Source organism: Microbacterium sp. PRF11 (assembly GCF_031844085.1).
Lineage (GTDB): Bacteria > Actinomycetota > Actinomycetes > Actinomycetales > Microbacteriaceae > Microbacterium.
In genome coordinates, this window is the sequence record NZ_JAUZUP010000003.1 from 372907 (window position 1) to 391842 (window position 18936).

16 protein-coding genes, 1 tRNA gene and 1 other RNA gene are annotated in these 18936 nt (G+C 71.6%); 12 read left to right on the forward strand and 6 right to left on the reverse strand.

The window, feature by feature from the left end; all coding sequences use genetic code 11:
• The first annotated feature begins 154 nt into the window (after positions 1-154).
• Positions 155-1090, forward strand: a complete 936-nt coding sequence (locus tag Q9R20_RS10620) for an AraC family transcriptional regulator (RefSeq protein WP_311249314.1) — start codon at positions 155-157, stop codon at positions 1088-1090.
• 36 nt (positions 1091-1126) lie between these two features.
• On the opposite strand, the gene Q9R20_RS10625 is transcribed toward Q9R20_RS10620, so the two are convergent.
• Positions 1127-2614 carry a SulP family inorganic anion transporter gene (locus tag Q9R20_RS10625; protein WP_311249315.1) on the reverse strand — a complete coding sequence of 496 codons (1488 nt, stop codon included), beginning with the start codon at positions 2612-2614 and terminating at the stop codon, positions 1127-1129.
• 115 nt (positions 2615-2729) lie between these two features.
• Here Q9R20_RS10625 and Q9R20_RS10630 point away from each other — a divergent pair, with 115 nt between their 5' ends.
• Together Q9R20_RS10630 and Q9R20_RS10635 are read left to right on the forward strand one after the other, a co-directional pair.
• Complete coding sequence (locus Q9R20_RS10630; RefSeq protein WP_311249316.1) at positions 2730-3101, forward strand: MerR family transcriptional regulator; 372 nt, start codon at positions 2730-2732, stop codon at positions 3099-3101.
• On the forward strand, positions 3098-3673 hold the full coding sequence (locus Q9R20_RS10635) for a GNAT family protein (protein ID WP_311249317.1): 576 nt from the start codon (positions 3098-3100) through the stop codon (positions 3671-3673). Before Q9R20_RS10630 ends, Q9R20_RS10635 begins: the two co-directional genes overlap by 4 nt.
• A gap of 98 nt (positions 3674-3771) precedes the next feature.
• Here Q9R20_RS10635 and Q9R20_RS10640 read toward each other — a convergent pair whose 3' ends face one another.
• Complete coding sequence (locus Q9R20_RS10640) at positions 3772-4515, reverse strand: GntR family transcriptional regulator (RefSeq protein ID WP_311249318.1); 744 nt, start codon at positions 4513-4515, stop codon at positions 3772-3774.
• A gap of 78 nt (positions 4516-4593) precedes the next feature.
• Here Q9R20_RS10640 and Q9R20_RS10645 point away from each other — a divergent pair, with 78 nt between their 5' ends.
• From Q9R20_RS10645 to Q9R20_RS10660, 4 genes are all read left to right on the forward strand, one after another.
• Positions 4594-5484: a proline iminopeptidase-family hydrolase gene (locus tag Q9R20_RS10645; protein ID WP_311249319.1), complete on the forward strand. Its 891-nt coding sequence runs from the start codon at positions 4594-4596 to the stop codon at positions 5482-5484.
• A gap of 34 nt (positions 5485-5518) precedes the next feature.
• A complete protein-coding gene (locus Q9R20_RS10650; protein WP_311249320.1) occupies positions 5519-6943 on the forward strand; it encodes an APC family permease in 1425 nt (474 codons plus the stop codon).
• Entirely contained in the window at positions 6940-7866 is a 927-nt protein-coding gene (locus Q9R20_RS10655) for an acetamidase/formamidase family protein (RefSeq protein ID WP_311249321.1), read from the forward strand. The genes Q9R20_RS10650 and Q9R20_RS10655 overlap by 4 nt, the downstream gene beginning before the upstream one ends.
• A gap of 61 nt (positions 7867-7927) precedes the next feature.
• A tRNA-Ser gene (locus Q9R20_RS10660) sits at positions 7928-8019 on the forward strand.
• Positions 8020-8062: 43 nt separating this feature from the next.
• On the opposite strand, the gene Q9R20_RS10665 is transcribed toward Q9R20_RS10660, so the two are convergent.
• The 3 genes from Q9R20_RS10665 to Q9R20_RS10675 are packed head-to-tail and all read right to left on the reverse strand — an operon-like array spanning position 8063 to position 12646.
• Positions 8063-10360 carry a DUF3488 and transglutaminase-like domain-containing protein gene (locus tag Q9R20_RS10665; protein WP_311249322.1) on the reverse strand — a complete coding sequence of 766 codons (2298 nt, stop codon included), beginning with the start codon at positions 10358-10360 and terminating at the stop codon, positions 8063-8065.
• Entirely contained in the window at positions 10350-11603 is a 1254-nt protein-coding gene (locus tag Q9R20_RS10670) for a DUF58 domain-containing protein (protein WP_311249323.1), read from the reverse strand. The genes Q9R20_RS10665 and Q9R20_RS10670 overlap by 11 nt, the downstream gene beginning before the upstream one ends.
• The gene (locus Q9R20_RS10675) at positions 11600-12646 is read right to left on the reverse strand and encodes a MoxR family ATPase (RefSeq protein WP_311249324.1); all 1047 of its coding nucleotides are present in this window, start codon (positions 12644-12646) and stop codon (positions 11600-11602) included. The genes Q9R20_RS10670 and Q9R20_RS10675 overlap by 4 nt, the downstream gene beginning before the upstream one ends.
• Positions 12647-12816: 170 nt before the next feature.
• Between Q9R20_RS10675 and Q9R20_RS10680 the strand changes: the two genes are divergently transcribed.
• Together Q9R20_RS10680 and ffs are read left to right on the forward strand one after the other, a co-directional pair.
• Complete coding sequence (locus Q9R20_RS10680; RefSeq protein WP_311249325.1) at positions 12817-13749, forward strand: ROK family protein; 933 nt, start codon at positions 12817-12819, stop codon at positions 13747-13749.
• Positions 13750-13787: 38 nt separating this feature from the next.
• Positions 13788-13884, forward strand: an RNA gene (gene ffs, locus Q9R20_RS10685) — signal recognition particle sRNA small type.
• A 38-nt stretch (positions 13885-13922) separates the two neighbouring features.
• Here ffs and Q9R20_RS10690 read toward each other — a convergent pair.
• Entirely contained in the window at positions 13923-14591 is a 669-nt protein-coding gene (locus tag Q9R20_RS10690; RefSeq protein WP_311249326.1) for an NUDIX domain-containing protein, read from the reverse strand.
• A gap of 87 nt (positions 14592-14678) precedes the next feature.
• On the opposite strand from Q9R20_RS10690, the gene pta reads away from it, so the two are divergent.
• The 3 genes from pta to Q9R20_RS10705 all read left to right on the forward strand — a co-directional run bounded on the left by pta (position 14679) and on the right by Q9R20_RS10705 (position 18886).
• The gene (pta, locus tag Q9R20_RS10695; protein ID WP_311249327.1) at positions 14679-16823 is read left to right on the forward strand and encodes a phosphate acetyltransferase; all 2145 of its coding nucleotides are present in this window, start codon (positions 14679-14681) and stop codon (positions 16821-16823) included.
• Positions 16820-18052, forward strand: a complete 1233-nt coding sequence (locus Q9R20_RS10700) for an acetate kinase (protein WP_311249328.1) — start codon at positions 16820-16822, stop codon at positions 18050-18052. The genes pta and Q9R20_RS10700 overlap by 4 nt, the downstream gene beginning before the upstream one ends.
• Before the next feature lie 99 nt (positions 18053-18151).
• On the forward strand, positions 18152-18886 hold the full coding sequence (locus Q9R20_RS10705) for a beta-phosphoglucomutase family hydrolase (protein WP_311249329.1): 735 nt from the start codon (positions 18152-18154) through the stop codon (positions 18884-18886).
• Positions 18887-18936: the final 50 nt, after the last annotated feature.

An 18936-nucleotide genomic window follows, 5' to 3' on the forward strand; every position in this document is an offset into this window, starting at 1 on the left:
TCTCCGGATCCGCGGGATACGGTGAATGTCGGGTGGGGGTCATCCGGGTTGATCGTTTTTCTCGCAATGGTTGCGTGAGAGCGGTTCCATAGCCGTCTTCGCCCCCTGGCGCAATGGTCTTGCCGCATATTCTCGGACGATTTAGGAAACCTGCGTGGAGCACACCAATATCGAAACGCGCGATGCGGAAACCGTCGAGCACCTCTGGCAGACGGTCGTGCCGGGTGCCCGCATCTCGCGCGCGGAGGCCATTCAGCCGGCGTTGTCGTGGCATGCGGTGTCCGAACCCGGTTTCGCCTTCTGTGACTACACGATCGGCTCGACGATGTTCGTCGAATCGGATCCGCTCGATCTCGTGGTGCTCGGCCGTATCGCCGGTCCCCGTGTCGCCGGGGTCTACCGTCGCGAACGCATCGACACGAACATCCCGTTCATGGTGGTCGACCGTCCTCTCGAGGTGTCGTTCACGGGACGCATCGCCGGAACGGCGGTGTCGTTCACCCGATCCGAGTTCGACGACGCGGCCCGTCGCCTCTCCGGAGACGACACGCTGCGTGTGCGCGCGACAGGCCACGCCGCCATCAGCGAGCAGCGTCTGCGCTACTGGTCGCGGACCTGGGAGTACGCGCGCGACGTGCTGCTGCGCTCGCCCGAGCGCACCCCGCTCATCGAGAAGCAGGCGCGCACGCTCCTGCTCGAGGCCTCGCTGCTGACCTTCCCCACCACGCTCACCGAGGCGCTCGCCGCCGGCCGCCCGTCCCGGCCGCTGCCGGCTCCGGTGCGCCGGGCCAAGGCCTACGTCGAGGCGCACGCCGCCGAGCCCGTCGTCCTCGCCGACATCGCACAGGCGGCGCGTCTGTCCCCGCGAGGACTGCAGTACGCGTTCCGTGCGGCCACCGGGCGCACGCCGATGCAGTATCTGCGCCGGGTCCGCCTGGATGCCGCACGTTCCGAGCTGCGCAGTGCCGATCCCTCGGTCGAGACGGTCGCGGCGATCGCCGCGCGCTGGGGGTTCTCGAACCTGGGTCGCTTCGCCGCGATGTACCGCGGAGAGTTCGGCGAGACCCCCTCGACGACGCTGCGCTCCTGACCCTCCCGCCCGCACGGCTGAGGGCCCCGCCTGTGGTCAGTGGCCCGCGCCGAGACCGCCGCTCAGGCGCTCGTGGAGGCGCGCGGCCGCGGGGTTCATGCCCTCCAGCTCCACCGTCGTGCCCAGGTGCGCGTACTTCGTCTGCACGGCGTCGAGGGCGGCGACCGTCGAGGCGTCCCACACGTGCGAGCGCGACAGGTCGATGACGACCCGCGCCGGATCGCGGTGGTACGCGAACTTCGTCGTGAGGTCGTTGCTCGAGGCGAAGAACAGCTCGCCCTCGACGGTGTAGCGCACGCGGTCGGTCTCCTCGACGCGCGTCACGCTCGTGAGGCTCGCGACGCGTCGCGCGAAGAGCACCGCGGCGGCGACGACGCCCACCCCCACGCCGATCGCGAGGTTGTGCGTCCACACCGTGAACGCGACCGTCAGGACCATGACGATCGTCTCGCTCAGCGGCATCCGCCTCAGCGTCGACGGACGGATGCTGTGCCAGTCGAAGGTCGCGATCGACACGACGATCATGACCGCGACGAGCACCGCCATCGGGATGATCGCGACGACGTCGCCGAACACCAGCACGAGCACCAGCAGGAACACGCCGGCGAGGAACGTCGAGATGCGGGTGCGCGCACCCGAGGCCTTGACGTTGATCATCGTCTGGCCGATCATCGCGCAGCCGCCCATGCCGCCGAACAGGCCCGACAGCACGTTCGCCGCCCCCTGCCCGAGCGACTCGCGCGTCTTCGACGACGGGGTGTCGGTGATGTCGTCGACCAGGGCGGCGGTCATGAGCGACTCGAGCAGTCCGACGATCGCCATGGCGACCGCGAAGGGCAGGATGATCCCGAGCGTCTCGCCGGTGAGGGGGACGTTCGGCAGCAGCAGTGCCGGCAGGCTCTCGGGGAGGGCGCCCTGGTCGCCGACGGTGGGCACCGAGATACCGAAGACGACCGCGGCACCGGTGAGCAGCACGATCGCGACGAGGGGGGCCGGCACGACCCGGGTCACGCGGGGGAGCAGGTACATGATGGCGAGCCCGGCCGCCGCGATCGGGTAGACCGCCCACGGCACGCCGATCAGCTGCGGCACCTGAGCCGTGAAGATGAGGATCGCCAGGGCGTTCACGAACCCGACCATGACGCTGCGCGGGATGAAGCGCATGAGCTTGGCGACCCCGAGCAGACCGAGGACCACCTGCAGGATGCCGCCGAGGATCACCGTCGCGAGCAGGTAGTCGACCCCGTGCTCACGGGCGACGGGCGCGATGACGAGCGCGATGGCCCCGGTCGCGGCCGAGATCATCGCGGGGCGCCCGCCGAGGAACGCGATGGCCACCGCCATCACGAACGACGAGAACAGCCCGAGGCGCGGGTCGACGCCCGCGATGATCGAGAACGCGATCGCCTCGGGGATGAGCGCGATCGCCACGACGAGACCGGCGAGCACCTCACGGGTGAGCAGGCGAGGCGAGCGCAGGGCGCCGAGAACGGTCGGTTCTGGGCGTGCGACGACGTCGGTCATGGGGAGCTCCCGGGGAAGATGAGACCCGCGCGGCGGCGGGGAAGAATGGAGGGGTCGTGAATCGCGACCGAGAGAGACTCTACCGTAACGAGAGGGTTGCGGAACGGGAGATGCCATGAACGACGCGCGACCGATGCAGATCGGCGAGCTCGCGGAGCGGACGGGGCTGTCCATCCGCACCCTCCGCCACTACGACGAGATCGGCCTGCTCCGACCCTCGGCCCGCAGCGAGGGCGGTTTCCGCCTGTACACGGCGGACGACGAGTCTCGACTGCTGCTCATCCGGCGCATGAAGCCGCTCGGCTACTCGCTCGAGCAGATGGGGGAGCTGCTCTCCGTCGTCGACGGCCTGGACGCCGATCCCTCCGACGCGGCGCTCTCCGCGCGGTTCGACGACATCCGCGAAGAGGCGGTCCTGCGTCGCGACGATCTGCGCCGCAAGCTCGCCGCCGCCGAGGAGTTCGTGCACCAGCTGGAGGCCCGATGACCGCCCATGACCTCACGCTCGAGGGTCACGGCATCCGCCTCACCCCCGCCGAACCCGTCGACGCGGCCCAGGCGTGGCCCCTGACGGATCCGTCGCTGTGGAGTCGCATGACGACCCCGTGGGCCGACTCCGTCGAGGCGTACGCCGATCGCGTCGAACAGCAGCGTAAGACTCCCGGCCTCTACGCCTTCACGGTCCGGGATGCCGCGACCGGTGAGGTGCGCGGAGCGACGACGTTCTACGAGTACGTGCCCGCGCAGGGTCGCGTCGAGATCGGGACCACCTGGTACGGCCGCGCGTTCCAGGGAGGGCGGACCAACCCGGCCGCGAAGCTCCTGCTTCTTCAGCACGCCTTCGACCAGTGGCGGGTGAACCGCGTGGCGCTGCGCTGCGATGCGCGCAACGAGCGCAGCGCGCGGGCCATCGAGCGCCTCGGCGCGACGCCCGAGGGCCGGCTCCGCCGGCACCGCATCGCCCCCGATGGCAGCGTGGCGGACACGCTGTACTTCTCGATCCTCCGTGAGGAGTGGCCCGCGGTCCGTGCCGGACTCGAGGGGCGCCTGCGCGGCTGAGCGGGGCTGCGACGGGAGGAGCGTCGCGGAGGGGAGGACGCCGTCGCGGGGGGAGTCTCCTCCGTTGCCCGATTCTCCTCCGTTCAGGGGCAGGGCTCTCAGCCGGTCGCGGCCTCGGCGGCCCGGCGGCGGGCGAACTCGCGCGCCTCGGTGAACAGCTCGAGGTCGATCTGCACGTGCCGGCGCGCGAGCTCGGCGGCCTCGTCGGGCGCTGCCTGCACGATGGCGTCGACGATGGCGTCGTGCTCGCGCGCGGCGCGCGTCTCCATACGGCGGTGACTCTCCCGATCGCCCCACGGGTGCGCGGGGGCCGAGAGCGAGAAGTGCCGCTCGTGTTCGAGCAGGATCTCGCGAAGCGCGTCGTTGTGCGCCGCGTCGATGATGGCGAGGTGCAGCAGGCTGTCGGCGCGTTGCTTCGGATCGCCAGACTCGGCGGCGTGGAAGTCGGCGAGTCGGCTGCGCATCATCGCGATGTCGGTGTCCGTGCGCCGCTCGGCGGCGAGCCGCGCGAGCGACGCGTGAAGCATCGAGCTCGCCGTGCAGGCGTCGACGAGATCGCTCCAGCGCTCCTCGAACCACCGGTCGACGCCCACCACGATCGAGGCGGGCCAGTCCTCGGCGACGAAGGTGCCGCCGCCGCGTCCACGGCGCCGCTCGATCAGACCCCGGGTCGACAGATCGTCGAGGGCCGCACGCACGGTCGTCCGACCGACGCCCAGCAGAGGGGAGAGGTCGCGCTCGGCGGGAAGTCGGGTGCCCGGGAGGAACTCGCCCACCGCGACGGCGGTGATCAGTCGCTCGGTCACGCGCTCCACCAGGGAGGCGTCGTCGGTGTCGGCCATGGGCTCCCGTCGTTTCTCCCATGTTAAATCCGCAGAAAAGGTTTGCCAACGCACCTTTAACGGGTCCACGATGACTCCATGCAACGCGAGATCACCGTTCCCTTCCACGACGGCTTCACCTGGGCCCGCCTCACCGAACCGTCGGAGACAACCGGGAAGGCACCGCTGTTCGTCCTGCACGGCGGGCCGGGGATGGCGCACGACTACGTCTCGAACCTCGACGCCCTGGCCGACCTCACCGGGCGCACCGTCGTGCACTACGACCAGATCGGATGCGGCAGGAGCTCCCACCACCCCGACGCTCCGGCATCGCAGTGGGTGCCGCAGCTCTTCGTCGACGAGTTCCACAACCTGCGCGAGGCGCTCGGTTTCGACGAGTACCACGTGCTCGGCCAGTCCTGGGGCGGCATGCTCGGTGCCGAGATTGCGGTCCGTCAGCCGGAGGGGCTGCAGAGCCTCGAGATCTGCAACTCCCCGGCATCCATGGCCCTCTGGCTCGCGGGTGCGGCGCGGTTGCGTTCCGAGCTGCCCGTCGAGGCGCGCGAGGCGCTCGACCGGCACGAGGCCGCCGGCACCCTCGAGGACCCCGAGTACGCCGAAGCCACCCGCGTCTTCTACGAGCGGCACGTGTGCCGCGTGACCCCGATGCCCCAGGACTTCGTCGACAGTGAGCAGCAGATGCTCGCCGACCCCACGGTGTACTTCACGATGAACGGCCCCAACGAGTTCCATGTCGTCGGCACGGGCCGCGACTGGACCATCATCGACCGGCTGCCCCGAATCGCCGTGCCCACCCTCGTCGTGGCCGGCGAATTCGACGAGGCCACCCCCGAGACGTGGGAGCCCTTCGTCGAGCACATCCCCGGCGCACGCTCTCACGTCTTCGCCGGAGCGAGCCACTGCACCCACCTCGAGATGCCCGACGCGTTCCGCGCGGTCATCGCCGACTTCCTCGCACCCCTTCCCTGACACCCGCGCCACCCCACCCGAACCAGGAGACCCGATGTCGCACCCCGCCCCCGAGGCCCAGCAATCGCTGGAGGCCTTCGGCTACAAGCAGGAGCTCAAGCGCTCCATGTCCACTCTCGACCTCGTCGTGTACGGCCTGGTCTTCATGGTGCCGATCGCCCCCTGGGCCATCTTCGGCGTCGTCTACAACGCCGCGAGCGGCATGGTGCCGCTGGTCTACCTCACCGGCGTCGTCGCGATGATCTTCACCGCCCTGGCGTACGCGCAGATGTCGAAGGCGTTCCCCATCGCCGGTTCCGTCTTCTCGTACGTCGGTCGCGGCATCCATCCCACCGTGGGCTTCTTCGCAGGCTGGGCGATCCTGCTCGACTACCTACTCGTGCCGACCCTGCTCTACGTCTTCGCCGCGTCGTCGATGGCGGGGATCTTCCCCGATGTGCCGCAGTGGATCTGGGCCGTGGCGTTCGTGATCATCAACACCGTCATCAACGTGCTCGGTATCGGCTCGATCAAGATCGCGAACCGCGTCATGCTCGCCATTCAGCTCGCCTTCGTGGTGATCTTCGTCGTCATCGCCATGGTCGCCCTGTCGTCCGGCACGATCCCGGGAGCGCAGTTCACGATGGCCCCGCTGTGGGACGCCGAGAAGGTCAACCCCGCGCTCATCGCCACCGCGCTGTCGATCGCGGTGCTGAGCTTCCTCGGTTTCGACGGCATCTCGACGATGGCCGAGGAGTCCACGGGCGACCGGAAGTCCGGCGGCCGCGCGATGATCATCGCTCTGCTCGTGGTCGCGGTGCTCTTCATCACGCAGACCTGGTTCGCCAGCGCCCTCGCCAACGGCACGATCGCCTTCGGCGACGACGAGGTCAACAACGCCTTCTTCGTCCTCGTGGCGAAGGCCGCCGGCAGCGGGTGGGCGACCGCCTTCCTCGCGGTGAACGTCATCGCGGTGGGCATCGCCAACGCCGTGGCGGCCCAGGCGGCGACCTCGCGTCTGCTCTACTCGATGAGCCGCGACCGCCGCCTGCCCGCCTTCCTGTCCACGGTCACCGCCCGCCAGGTGCCGATGGCGGCGATCCTGCTCGTCAGCGCGATCTCGCTCGTGCTCGTGCTGTTCTTCGTCGGTCAGATCGCGGTGATCTCGTCGCTGGTGAACTTCGGCGCGCTGCTCGGCTTCCTGCTCCTGCACGTGTCGGTCGCGGTGTACTACCTCGGCAAGAGGAAGTCGAAGAACTACCTGCTGCACCTGGTCGTCCCCGTCATCGGGTTCCTCATCATCGGCTACGTGCTGCTCAATGCCGACATCACGGCCAAGGTCGGCGGCATCCTGTGGCTCGTTCTCGGCGGCATCGTCTACGCCGTCTTCGCCCGCAAGAACGGGGGAGCGACCGGCCCCCTGCCCGAGCATGCCACGGCGACCGCCGGCGAGGGCGGCGGAGAAGTGGCCCCCCGATGACCGTCGAGCACCGGCTCGGCAAGGAGCACGGTCGCCCCGGCTACGATGCCTCGGTTCCGCCGGTGCTGCGCGTCCGCCCCGGGACCGGCGAGACGATCGCCTTCGAGACCGACGACGCGGTCTACGCCGAGCTGCACGAGCACGGCGACCTCGGCGCCCTGCGGGCTCCGATCAACCCGGTGACCGGTCCCGTGTTCGTCGAAGGCGCGAAGCCCGGAGACGCACTCGCGGTCCACGTGCACGAGATCCGCCTCGGCGGGTACGGGTGGTCGCAGAGCCTCCCCGGCGCCGGGGCGCTGCAGCACCGCATGCCCGATCACGTCGTCAGCCGGCGTATCCCGATCGACGCCGCGGGGGTGCACCTCACCGAGCGTCACGTGGTGCCCGCACGGCCCATGATCGGCTGCATCGGCACCGCCCCCGCGACGGGGACGAACTCCACCGTCATGCCCACCACCGCACTCGGCGGCAACATGGACCTCACCGACGTCGCCCCCGGCGCCACGGTGTACCTGCCCGTCGAGGTCGAGGGCGCCCTGCTGTCGATCGGCGACATCCATGCCGTGATGGCCCGCGGGGAATCGTCTTTCGTCGCGATCGAGGCGGCGGGCGTCGCCGTCGTCTCGATCGATCTCATCCCGGATGCCGGGCTCCGGGCGCCCCGTGTCGAGACCGACGAGGAGTGGATCTTCGTCGGCCTGGGCGACCCCGTTCAGGAGAGCATCCGCCGCGGCTACGAGGACGTCTTCGACCATCTCGTCGACCAGCGCGGCTGGGACAGGATGGACGCCTACGCCGTCATGAGCGCTCTCGTGCACAGCGAGCTGGGCGGCCCGACGGGTTCCGAGGCGCCCGACCCCCTTCACCCGTTCCGGGCCGTCGGGGCGGTCACGCTCCACCGTCTGCCCAAGAGCGTGCTCTGAGCGAGCCCCGACGACGGGCGCGGTTCGATCACGACGCGAGGGCCGTGTAGGATCGTCCCTTGGAAGTGTGTCCGAGCGGCCTAAGGAGCATGGCTGGAATCCATGTAGGCGGGGTAACTCGCCTCGCAGGTTCAAATCCTGTCACTTCCGCCACCAGAAGAGCGTCACCCCGGTTCCGGGGTGGCGCTCTTCCGCGTCAGGACACCGGCTCCCGCTCGTCGGCGACGTCGACGGCACCGGGGCGCACGACGAGCGACCGGGGCAGCACCCGCGCCCTGATCCGACGCGCCGTCGTCGTCCGCGTCGCGATCGCGCCGGTCACCCGCTGCAGCGCGGCGACGAGGGCCGGGCCCCGCGCGGGATCGACGGCGAGCTCCGCGTAGCTCGCCCGCTCGACGGCTTCGCGCAGCAGCCCGACGTCGTCCGCGTCGGCGCCGTGCTCCGCCACGAGCCGCGCGGCGAACGCCCGCGGCGACTCGGCGCCCGGGGCCGGGATGCCGAGATCCACAACCTCCTCCTGCAGAGCCGTCCACGCCGCGACCGGGTCGCCCGCGCGCGCCGCCGACAGACGCCGGCGCCGCTGGACGACACGGACGACCGCGGGCACCGCCGCCAGCAGCAGGAGCGCCAGGACGAGCACCAGCGGCAGGACCCACGATGTGGCCGGACGCGCGCCGGGGGCGGTCACGGTGCCCTCCTGCGCGTCCACGTCGCCGCGATCTGCCTGCGAGGGCGCCGTCGAGGGCTGCGCGTCGGGGGAGGCGGCATCCTGCTGCGGGGTGCTCGGCTCGGTGCCGCCACCGGAGGTCGATCCCGAGGCGAAGTTCGTCGGCACTCCGAGGCTGTTCGTCGGCTCGAACGGCACCCATCCGATGCCCTCGAAGTAGGCCTCCGGCCACGCGTGCAGCTGGCTCGACGACACCGTGTACTCGGTTCCGCCCTGCTGGGCGATGCGGGATGCCGTGCCGGGGAGGTACCCGATCACGATCCGGGAGGGGATGCCGAGCGTGCGCGCCATGACCGCGAACGCCGAGGCGTAGTGCACGCAGTAGCCGGCGCGCACCTGCAGGAAATCCGCCACGGCATCCAGGCCCGCGCCGTCGAAACCGGCGTCGACGGGGGCATCGAGGGAGTAACGGAAAGCGCTGGAACGGAACCACGTCTGCAGCGCCGCGAGCTGGTCGTAGGGGTTCGTGGCGTTCGCGGTCACCTCGCGCGCGGTGTCGCCGATGACGGCGGGCACGTCGGCGGGCAGCGCCGTGAGCGAGGAATCCACGCCTGCGCCGCCCGCCGCCCGCGAGCGGATCTGCTCGAGCGTGGGGCGGGGCACGTTCGCCTGCACCTGGTACACCTGGTCGCGGGTCGAGCCGGCGCGCGTGACCACGGTGCGGTTCTGCGGCATCCCGAGCCACTCGCCCGTGAGGCCCGTGACCGCGGAGGCGGGATACGGGACGGGGAGCCACGGGCTGTCGAGCTGGTCGACGGTGACGGTGGTGGTCTGATCGGCGAGCGTGATGTCGCCGTCGACGCCGACCCGGTCGAACACCGCCCCGTCCCCGGGGACGGGCACGGTGTCGGAGCTGTCGGGCTGCCAGACCGATCCGTCGAAGCTCGAGAGGGTCACGGCGCGCAGGTACGGCGCGCTCGGCGCGGTCGTGGTGACCGTCAGCACGTCGACGTCGCGCGGCTGGCGCAGGTCGTTGCCGAGCTCGAGGTTGGGATTGATGGTCGTGCCGATCCCGCCGGCGCCGCCCGTGGCGAAGCGGATACCCGGCTGCGGCAGCAGCGGTGTGGCGACCACGGCGACGATGACCGCCACCGCCGCCACTCCGAGCGCCGTCGCCGACACGCCGAACAGCCTCGGCGCTCCCGATTGCTCCCGCGCGGTGGTGCGCGAGCGGGTGTCGATGCGCAGCAGGAACAGCAATGCCGCGGCGAGCAGGACGAAGCCCGCGACATCGACGTCGGAGGGGATGGCGATCGTGGGGATGAGCGAGACGGCGACCAGGCCGACGCCCGCCAGCAGCGGCATCCGGGCCGTCAGCACGACGTGGTCGAGGACGATCGCGAGAGCGCCGATCGCTCCCACCAGCAGGAACGACAGGCCGGTCTCCGCGGCGACCGGCGCCACGCCGTCACGGATCTCCTCCGACGCCCCGGCCAGGAGACCCGGCACCGACGCGAACGTCGCGGGCGTGGGGATCAGCCCCAGCAGTGCCGTACCGCCGCCGAAGATCGCCGTGAGCAGCACGATCCACACCGCGATCTCGGCGACGCTCGCGAGCACCGCCGGCAGGCGCGACAGACGCACGACGAGCCCGGCGCCCAGCGAACCCGCCGTGACGAGCACTGCCCCGGCGACCCACGGACCGGGCGCGATGACGGAGAAGACGGGGAGCATGGCCGCCGCGATGGCGGCGAACAGCCCGAGGGTCAGCAGCGACGCGTCGCGGCGACGGCGGGGGGTGCGCAGCACCGTGACGTCAGCCGACACGGGCGTACCCCTGTTCCATCGCGTCGTCCCAGGCGCGGGCGACGTCGGCGCCGGGCGCGAGGGCCACCGCCCGCCAGCCACCCTGCCGCAGACGGTCGAGATCCGCGCCGTCGGTCACCGAGATGAGCACCGGCATCGCCGAGTGGTGGGCGACGCCGCCCAGGGTCGACCGGTCCTCGGGCGACAGGGCGCCCGTGATCACGACGACCGGGCCGGCGAGGGCGGCCGCGGCAGCCGGCACGACGCGGCGCGCGGGATCGTCCGCCCGTGCGCGCAACGACGCGAAGCCCGCGGCCAGGCGGCGCGCCTCGACGTCGTCACCGCCGTCGACGGGTTCGGTGAGCAGAGCGCCGTCGCTGTCGACGACGTCGACGGTGTAGCCCTCGTGCACGAGCCGCGCGACGATCGAGACGCACGCGGTGACGGCCGTCTCGAACGCCGGATCGCTGCCGGGCGCGTGGGCCGACAGCGCACCCCACCGCGACCCGGTGCGGTCGAGCACGACGGTGGCGGCGGGGCTCGACTCCTGCTCCTCCTGGCGCACCATGAGCGTGTCGCGGTGCGCGGTGGCGCGCCAGTGGATGCGCCGCATCGAGTCGCCCGGCGCGTACGGGCGGGCGACGAGGTTGTCGGCGCCCTGCCCCACCTGCAACGTCGTGGACTGCCGGGTGCCGCCGGCCTCTCCCGACGCGGAGGGGAGGGGAGCGAGGTCCACGATCGCGGGAGCGACGGTCACCGGCGTCGACCGCCCGAGAGCGAGCCGGCGCCGCAGCATCCCGAAAGGATCGGTCGTGGTGACCTCCAGCGGACCGACCGAATGGATGCCGCGCTTCGCGCCGACGACGTCGTAGCGCACCTCGATCCGTCCGCCGGCGCCGGCCAGCGTCGACCCCGTCGCGGGCGACGAGCCCTCGGCGCGCCCCGACAGCCCCGCGGGGAGGGCGTCCCGCCATCGGCCGGGGCCGCTCGGGAGCGCGGTGCGCAACCGCGCTCGCACGACGATCGTCGCGGTGCCGCCCACCTCGGGCACCTCGGGCGTGATCACGCGCGACACCTCTCCGTCACCGCGCGCGGCCAGCAGTGCGACGGCGGCGGCCACGAGGAGCGCCGCGAGCAGCGTCGCGAAGTAGAGAAGCTCGGGGATCCCCGCCCGCTGCGCGATCACGAAGGCCGCGATCGCGAGAAGAGCGGCCCCGGTGCCGCGGACGGTCAACGGCCACCAGCGGCGCACCCCGGCTTTCACGTGCGGGACGCGAGCGGCACCCGCACGCTCGCGGCGATGCGCTCGAGCGCATCGGCCACGACGACGGCACCTGCACGGCCACCGGCCGCGGAACGGTTCGCGATGAGGCGGTGGGCGAACACCGGCGACAGCAGCGCGGTGATGTCGTCGGGGATGACGTAGGCGCGGGCGTCGAGGGCGGCGCGCACCTTCGCCGCTCGGACGAGCTGCAGGGTCGCTCGCGGGCTGGCCCCGAGTCGGATGTCGGGATGACTGCGAGTCGCCTGCGCGAGCGCCACGACGTACTCCTCGAGGGCCGGGGCGATGTGCACGCTGCGCGCCCAGGCGATCATCGCGGTCACCTGCCGAGCCGTCACGACGGGGCTGAGACCGTCGAGCGGGTTCACCGTGTCGCGCTGGCGGAGCATGAGCGCCTCGGCCGCGGCATCCGGGTACCCCATCGACACGCGCAGCAGGAAGCGGTCGCGCTGGGCTTCGGGGAGGGCGTACGTGCCCTCCATCTCGAGCGGGTTCTGGGTCGCGACCACGAGGAACGGCGAGGGGAGCACGTGCGTCCGCCCGTCGACGGTGACCTGTCGCTCCTCCATCGCCTCCAGCAGCGACGACTGCGTCTTGGGGGAGGAGCGGTTGATCTCGTCGGCGATGACGATGTTCGCGAACACCGCGCCCGGGGTGAATTCGAACTGCCGCTGCACCGGATTGAACACCGCCACCCCGGTGATGTCGCCGGGCAGGAGGTCGGGGGTGAACTGGATGCGGCGCACATCGGCGTCGACGGTGGCCGCCAGCGCCCGCGCGAGCATGGTCTTGCCCACGCCGGGGACGTCCTCGATGAGCAGGTGCCCCTCGGCGAGGAGGGCGATCAGGGCGCTGCGCACGGCGTCGGGTTTGCCGTCGATCACGCGCGAGACCGAGGCCACGATGCGGCCGGTGAGCTCGGCGAACGCCTCCGCATCGAGCGGGGTGTCGAGGCCGGGGCGGGCGGGGGCGGTGTCGCTGCGTCGCAGGCGCGTCGCCGCCTCGGGCGTGGCCGTCTCGTCCATGGCATCCCTCGTGTCGTGGAAGCGGGGGCGCGTCCTCGCCGCCGCCGTGACCTGATCGTAACCCGCGGGGATGCGGCGGAGGGCGGGATTGCACCGGCGCACAGGCGTCACACGGGCGATGCACCGGCCCCTAGGATCGGGGAGCGTCGGTCCACCCGAGGAGCCCGCGTATGTCGAATGCCAGCCCGTCCCTGTCCGCCCCCGCCCACGTGCTCGCCGTCGACATCGGCGGGACGAAGGTCGACGCGGCCCTGGTCTCCACGGACGGCCAGGTGGTCCGCGCGAGCGTGACCCGACGTCCCACGGGGCGCGGGAACGACCGCGACACCATCGCCCGGCACATCCGCGAGGCCGCCGAGGCCGCGCTCGCCGCGGTACCGGGCGCCACCGTCACCGCGATCGGCGTCGGCAGTGCGGGCCCGGTCGATCTGCGCTCGCGCTCGGTCTCGCCGCTGAACCTCCCCCTGGCGGCGGGACTGCCGATCGACGACGTGCTCGGCGGGCTGGTCGACGGGCCGATCCACCTCGCTCTCGACGGCACCTGCATCGCCCTCGCCGAGCACTGGCGCGGAGCCCTCGTCGGCTGCGACGACGCGATGGCGATCGTCGTGTCGACCGGCGTGGGCGGCGGTCTCGTGCTGGGAGGTCGACCCGTGAGCGGGGCGAGCGGCAACGCCGGCCACCTGGGACAGACGTTCGTCCGCACGATCGAGGACGGCCGGGCCGTCGAGGCGACGCTCGAGGCGGTCGCCGCCGGCCCCGGCACCGTGACCTGGGCCCGGGCGCAGGGGTGGGAGGGCGAGACCGGTCTCGATCTGGCCGCCGCCCACGCGGCAGGGGATGCCACGGCGATCGCCGCCGTGAGCCGATCGGCGGCCGCGGTCGGCCAGGCCATCGCCGCCGCCGCCACACTGTGCGACCTCGAGGCCGTGGCCATCGCCGGGGGCTTCTCGCAGGTCTCGCCCGACTACATCGATCAGGTGCGCGTCGCCGCGGAGGCCGCCTCGGTGCACGCCTACGCGCGCCGCTGCCGCATCGTCGGCTCCGGTCTCGACGGCGACGGACCGCTGCTGGGGGCTGCGGCTCTCGCCCTGCAGGAATGAGAGGGGTCGGAGCCCGACCGGGCGTCGGGTAGGCTGTACTCGGCTCTCCGCGTGGCGGCATCCAGGCCAACTCCCCCAGGACGGAAACGTAGCAAGGGTAACCAGGCTCTACCGGGTGCGCGGAGGGTCTTTTCTTTGCCCGGAAACGGCTCCGGATGCCACGATCCCGCCCCTCAGCGGCGGGCGAAGGGCCCGTCGAGCACCGCCCACTGCAGCAGCATGATGGTCTTGGCATCCTGGATGGAGCCGGCGCGGATCATCGACAGCGCCTCGTCGATGTCGTACTCGAGGATCTCGATCTCCTCGCCCTCCTCGATCAGGCCGCCGCGGTCGCCCTCGCGGTTCGCCCCGTCGTAGCCGGCGGCGAAGAAGTGCAGGCGCTCGGTCACCGAGCCGGGGCTCATGTAGACGTCGAACACGTGCTGCACCTCGTCGACGCGCACGCCGGTCTCCTCCTCGGCCTCGCGACGGATCGCGGTGAGCGGGTCGTCGTCGTCGAGCAATCCCGCCGCGGTCTCGATGAGCATGCCGTCGGGGTGGTCGTTGACGTACACCGGGTAGCGGAACTGCCGCGTGAGCAGCACCGTCCGACGCGTGGCGTCGTAGAGCAGGATCGTCGCGCCGTTGCCGCGGTCGTAGGTCTCTCGCGTCTGTGTGACCCACTCGCCGTCGTCGCCGCGATAGCGGAACGTCGTCGCCCGCAGCACGTGCCACCCGGCGGCGAGCAGCTCGACGCCGGTCACCTCGACGCGCGGGTTGCGGTCGAGGTCGCGCCCGGTGAGGTGCAGACCGGTGCGGCCGCGGTGGTCGGGGACGGTGGTGCCGGGTGTCGTTGCGCTCACGGTCGCGAGCCTAGACGCGCTCGTCCTGATCACTCGACGCCGAAGCAACCCCGGAGCGGTGTCGGGGCCCCGCAATAGGCTGGTCGCGTGACGCAGAGCATCTACATCACGTCGGCCGAAGGTCATTCGGGCAAGTCCTCCGTGGCCCTGGGAGTCCTCGACGCGCTCAGCCGCGTCACGCCGCGCGCGGGGGTGTTCCGCCCCATCGCGCGCTCGACGGCCGAACGCGACTACGTGCTCGAGATGCTGCTCGACCACGACAGCGTCGACCTCGACTACGACGACTGCGTCGGCGTCACGTACGACGACGTGCGCGACGACGCCGACGCGGCTCTCGCCCGCATCGTCGAGCGCTACAAGGCCGTCGAGGCGCAGTGCGACGCGGTCGTCATCATCGGCAGCGACTACACCGACGTCGGGAGCCCCGCCGAGCTGGGCTACAACGCCCGCATCGCGGCCAACCTCGGCGCTCCCGTGCTCCTCGTGCTCGGCGGTCGGGCTCAGCAGGGGCACAGCGAGACGCTGGGCATGTCGGTCGCGCGCACCCCGCAAGAGGTGGGGCAGATCGCTTCGCTCGCGGTGTCCGAGCTGCAGCACGAGCGGGCCGCGCTCTTCGCCGTGATCGCGAACCGCGCCGATCCCGACCGCCTCGACGAGATCACGGCATCCGTTCGTCAGGTCGTCGACGCTGGGGCGGTCGACACGCCGGGCGAGCGCCGCAGTGTCCCCGTGTGGGCGCTGCCCGAAGACCGCTTCCTCATCGCGCCCTCGGTGCGCGGCGTGCTGCGCTCGGTCGAGGGCGAGCTGATCAAGGGCGACCCGGCGCTACTGACCCGCGAGGTTCTCGACGTGGTCGTCGCGGGCATGTCCATGGTCAACGTGCTGCCGCGGTTGAAGGAGTCCGCGGTCGTGGTCATCCCCGCCGACCGCAGCGAGGTGCTCATCGCCGCCCTGCTGGCCAACGCCTCGGGCACCTTCCCCTCCCTCGCGGGGATCGTGCTCAACGGCGGGTTCGAGCTCCCCGACCCGATCGTGCGCCTGATCGACGGTCTCGGCTCGCCGCTGCCGATCATCGCGACCGACCTCGGCACCTACGACACCGCCGTGCGCATCATGAACACGCGAGGCCGGCTCGCCGCCGACTCGCAGCACCGCTACGACACCGCTCTCGCGCTGTTCGAGCGCCACGTCGACACCGAGCTCCTCACGCGCGAGCTGGGCGTGGCCCGCCCGAGCGTGGTCACCCCGCTCATGTTCGAGTACGGCCTGGTCGACCGCGCGCGCAGCGACAAGCGGCGCATCGTGCTGCCCGAGGGCAACGACGACCGCGTCCTGCGGGCCGCGGCAACCGTGCTCTCGCGCGGCATCGCCGACCTCACGATCCTCGGCGAACCGATCGAGGTGCGCGGGCGCGCGATCGAGCTCGGCATCGACATCCGCGATGCCGAGGTGCTCAGCCCCTTCGACGCCGTCCACGTCGACAAGTTCGCCACCGAATACGCCCGCCTCCGTGCGCACAAGGGCGTCACGCACGCCCAAGCGGCCGACACCGTCACCGACGTGTCGTACTTCGGCACGCTCATGGTGCACCTGGGTCTGGCCGACGGCATGGTCTCGGGTGCCGCGCACACGACGGCCCACACCATCCGTCCGGCGTTCGAGATCATCAAGACCGCGCCCGGCGTCTCGGTCGTGTCGAGCGTGTTCCTCATGGCCCTCGCCGATCGCGTGCTGGTCTACGGCGACTGCGCCGTCATCCCCGACCCCACCAGCGAGCAGCTCGCCGACATCGCCGTGTCGTCGGCCGCCACCGCCGAGCAGTTCGGCATCGCGCCGTGCGTGGCGATGCTGTCGTACTCGACGGGGGAGTCGGGCACCGGCGCCGACGTCGAGAAGGTGCGCACCGCCACCGCGCTCGTGCGCGAGCGGGCACCCGAGCTGCTCGTCGAAGGACCCATCCAGTACGACGCCGCCGCCGATGCAGCGGTCGCCCGCGCGAAGATGCCCGACTCCGAGGTGGCGGGCCGAGCGACAGTGTTCGTCTTCCCCGACCTCAACACGGGCAATAACACCTACAAGGCCGTGCAGCGCTCGGCCGGCGCCGTGGCGATCGGCCCCGTGCTGCAGGGACTCAACAAGCCCATCAACGATCTGTCGCGCGGCGCCCTCGTCGACGACATCGTCAACACCATCGCCATCACCGCGATCCAGGCCCAGGGGGGCACCCAGTGAGCGTCGTCCTCGTCGTCAACAGCGGATCGTCGTCGTTCAAGTACCAGCTGCTCGACATGACCCGCGAAGAGGTCCTCGCCTCCGGGCTCGTCGAGCGCATCGGCGAGGGCATCGGCGTCGCGAAGCACACCGTCGCGGCGACGGCCCTGGCCGACCCCGATGGTCCTGCGCCGACCGCGACGGATGCCACGTACACCATCGAACGCGAGATCCCCGATCACACCGCCGGGTTCGCCGTCATGCTCGACGCCTTCGCCGCGCACGGTCCCTCGCTCGACGAGCACCCGCCCGTCGCCGTGGGCCACCGCGTCGTGCACGGCGGGGCGCGCTTCTTCGCCCCCACCGTCGTGACGCCCCTCGTCGAGATCAACATCGACGAGCTCTCGGTCCTGGCTCCGCTGCACAACCCCGCCAACCTCGCGGGCATCGTGGCGGCCAAGAAGGCGTTCCCCGACGTGCCCCACGTCGCCGTCTTCGACACCGCCTTCCACCAGTCCCTCGCCCCCGAGGCGTACACGTACGCGATCGACCGCGAGGTCGCCGAGGCCCACCGCATCCGCCGCTACGGCTTCCACGGCACGAGCCACAAGTTCGTCAGCGAGGCCGCCGCCGCCTTCGTCGGGCGCCCCGTCGGCGAGCTCAAGCAGATCGTGTTCCATCTCGGCAACGGCGCCTCGGTCGCGGCGATCGAGGGCGGCCGTTCGGTCGACACCTCGATGGGCCTCACCCCGCTCGAGGGCCTGGTGATGGGCACGCGCTCCGGAGACCTCGACCCCGCGGTGCTGCTCCAGCTCGCCCGGCGCGCCGACATGTCGATCTCCGACCTCGACACCCTCCTGAACAAGCGCTCCGGCCTGCTGGGACTGGCGGGGGTGTCCGACATGCGCGACATCGGAGAGCGAAGGGATGCCGGCGACCCGGCCGCGCAGCTCGCCTTCGACGTGTACATCCACCGCCTGCGGGCCTACGCGGGCGCCTACCTCGCGCAGCTCGACGGCGTCGACGTCATCTCGTTCACCGCGGGGGTGGGGGAGAACTCGATCCGCGTGCGAGAAGAGGCCATGGCCACCCTCGGCTTCGCGGGCGTCGAGATCGACCGCGAGCGCAACGCGGCGCGCGAGCGCGGCATCCGGCGCATCTCCACCGACGCCTCGCGTGTGCAGGTGCTCGTCGTCCCCACCGACGAGGAGCTCGAGATCGCCCGCCAGACGCTCTCGGTCACGGCCTGAGTGGCCGCCGACCCTCGTCCCTCCGGTGCACGTCGCCGACGACTACCCTGAGAACGCCGCGCACCGGCGCGTGACCCGCACCCCGATCTGGAGCCCGCCGTGACCGACAGCCCCGACCTGCCCGACCTCACCGCCTTCGACGGCGTGCTGTTCGACCTCGACGGCGTGCTCACGCCCACAGCCGAGGTGCACATGCGCGCCTGGAAGACGATGTTCGACGAGCTGTTCGCCGCGTGGAAGATTGAGCCGGCTTACACCGACCGCGACTACTTCGAGTACGTCGACGGCAAGAAGCGTTACGACGGCGTCGCGAGCCTGCTGCGCAGCCGCGACGTCGAGGTGCCGTGGGGCGACCCCTCCGACGACCCGTCCGAAGACACCGTGTGCGGGGTCGGCAACCGCAAGAACGTGGTGTTCTCCGAGATCCTGCGCCGCGAGGGCATCGCCCCGTACCCCGGGTCGGTCGCCCTCCTCGACGTGCTGCAGGCGGCGGGAACGCCCATCGCCGTGGTGTCGAGTTCGAAGAACGCCGTCGAGGTGCTCGAGGCCGCCGGCATCCGCGAACGCTTCCCCGTCGTCATGGACGGCGTCGTCGCCGAACGCGACCACCTGGCATCCAAGCCCGCCCCCGACGTGTTCGCCGAAGCCGCCCGCATGCTGGGCGTCGACCCCGCGCGCTCGGTCGCCGTCGAGGACGCCCTGAGCGGCGTGCGCTCGGCCGCCGCGGCCGGTTACGGGGTCGTGGTCGGCGTGGACCGCGGCGTCGGAGCCGACGACCTCGCTGCCGCCGGGGCGACGGTGGTCGTCGACGACCTCGCCGCATTCGTAGACTGAGCCGTCGCCTCCGCGCGACGAACCCGATCCGCCGCGTTCGCGCGGCCCCG

Bases quoted from the DNA above. Each gene is read 5' to 3' on its own strand.
- Q9R20_RS10625 (WP_311249315.1), bottom strand. From the start codon at position 2,614: ATGACCGACGTCGTCGCACGCCCAGAACCGACCGTTCTCGGCGCCCTG.
- Q9R20_RS10630 (WP_311249316.1), top strand. From the start codon at position 2,730: ATGAACGACGCGCGACCGATGCAGATCGGCGAGCTCGCGGAGCGGACG.
- Q9R20_RS10635 (WP_311249317.1), top strand. From the start codon at position 3,098: ATGACCGCCCATGACCTCACGCTCGAGGGTCACGGCATCCGCCTCACC.
- Q9R20_RS10640 (WP_311249318.1), bottom strand. From the start codon at position 4,515: ATGGCCGACACCGACGACGCCTCCCTGGTGGAGCGCGTGACCGAGCGA.
- Q9R20_RS10645 (WP_311249319.1), top strand. From the start codon at position 4,594: ATGCAACGCGAGATCACCGTTCCCTTCCACGACGGCTTCACCTGGGCC.
- Q9R20_RS10650 (WP_311249320.1), top strand. From the start codon at position 5,519: ATGTCGCACCCCGCCCCCGAGGCCCAGCAATCGCTGGAGGCCTTCGGC.
- Q9R20_RS10655 (WP_311249321.1), top strand. From the start codon at position 6,940: ATGACCGTCGAGCACCGGCTCGGCAAGGAGCACGGTCGCCCCGGCTAC.
- Q9R20_RS10675 (WP_311249324.1), bottom strand. From the start codon at position 12,646: ATGGACGAGACGGCCACGCCCGAGGCGGCGACGCGCCTGCGACGCAGC.
- Q9R20_RS10680 (WP_311249325.1), top strand. From the start codon at position 12,817: ATGTCGAATGCCAGCCCGTCCCTGTCCGCCCCCGCCCACGTGCTCGCC.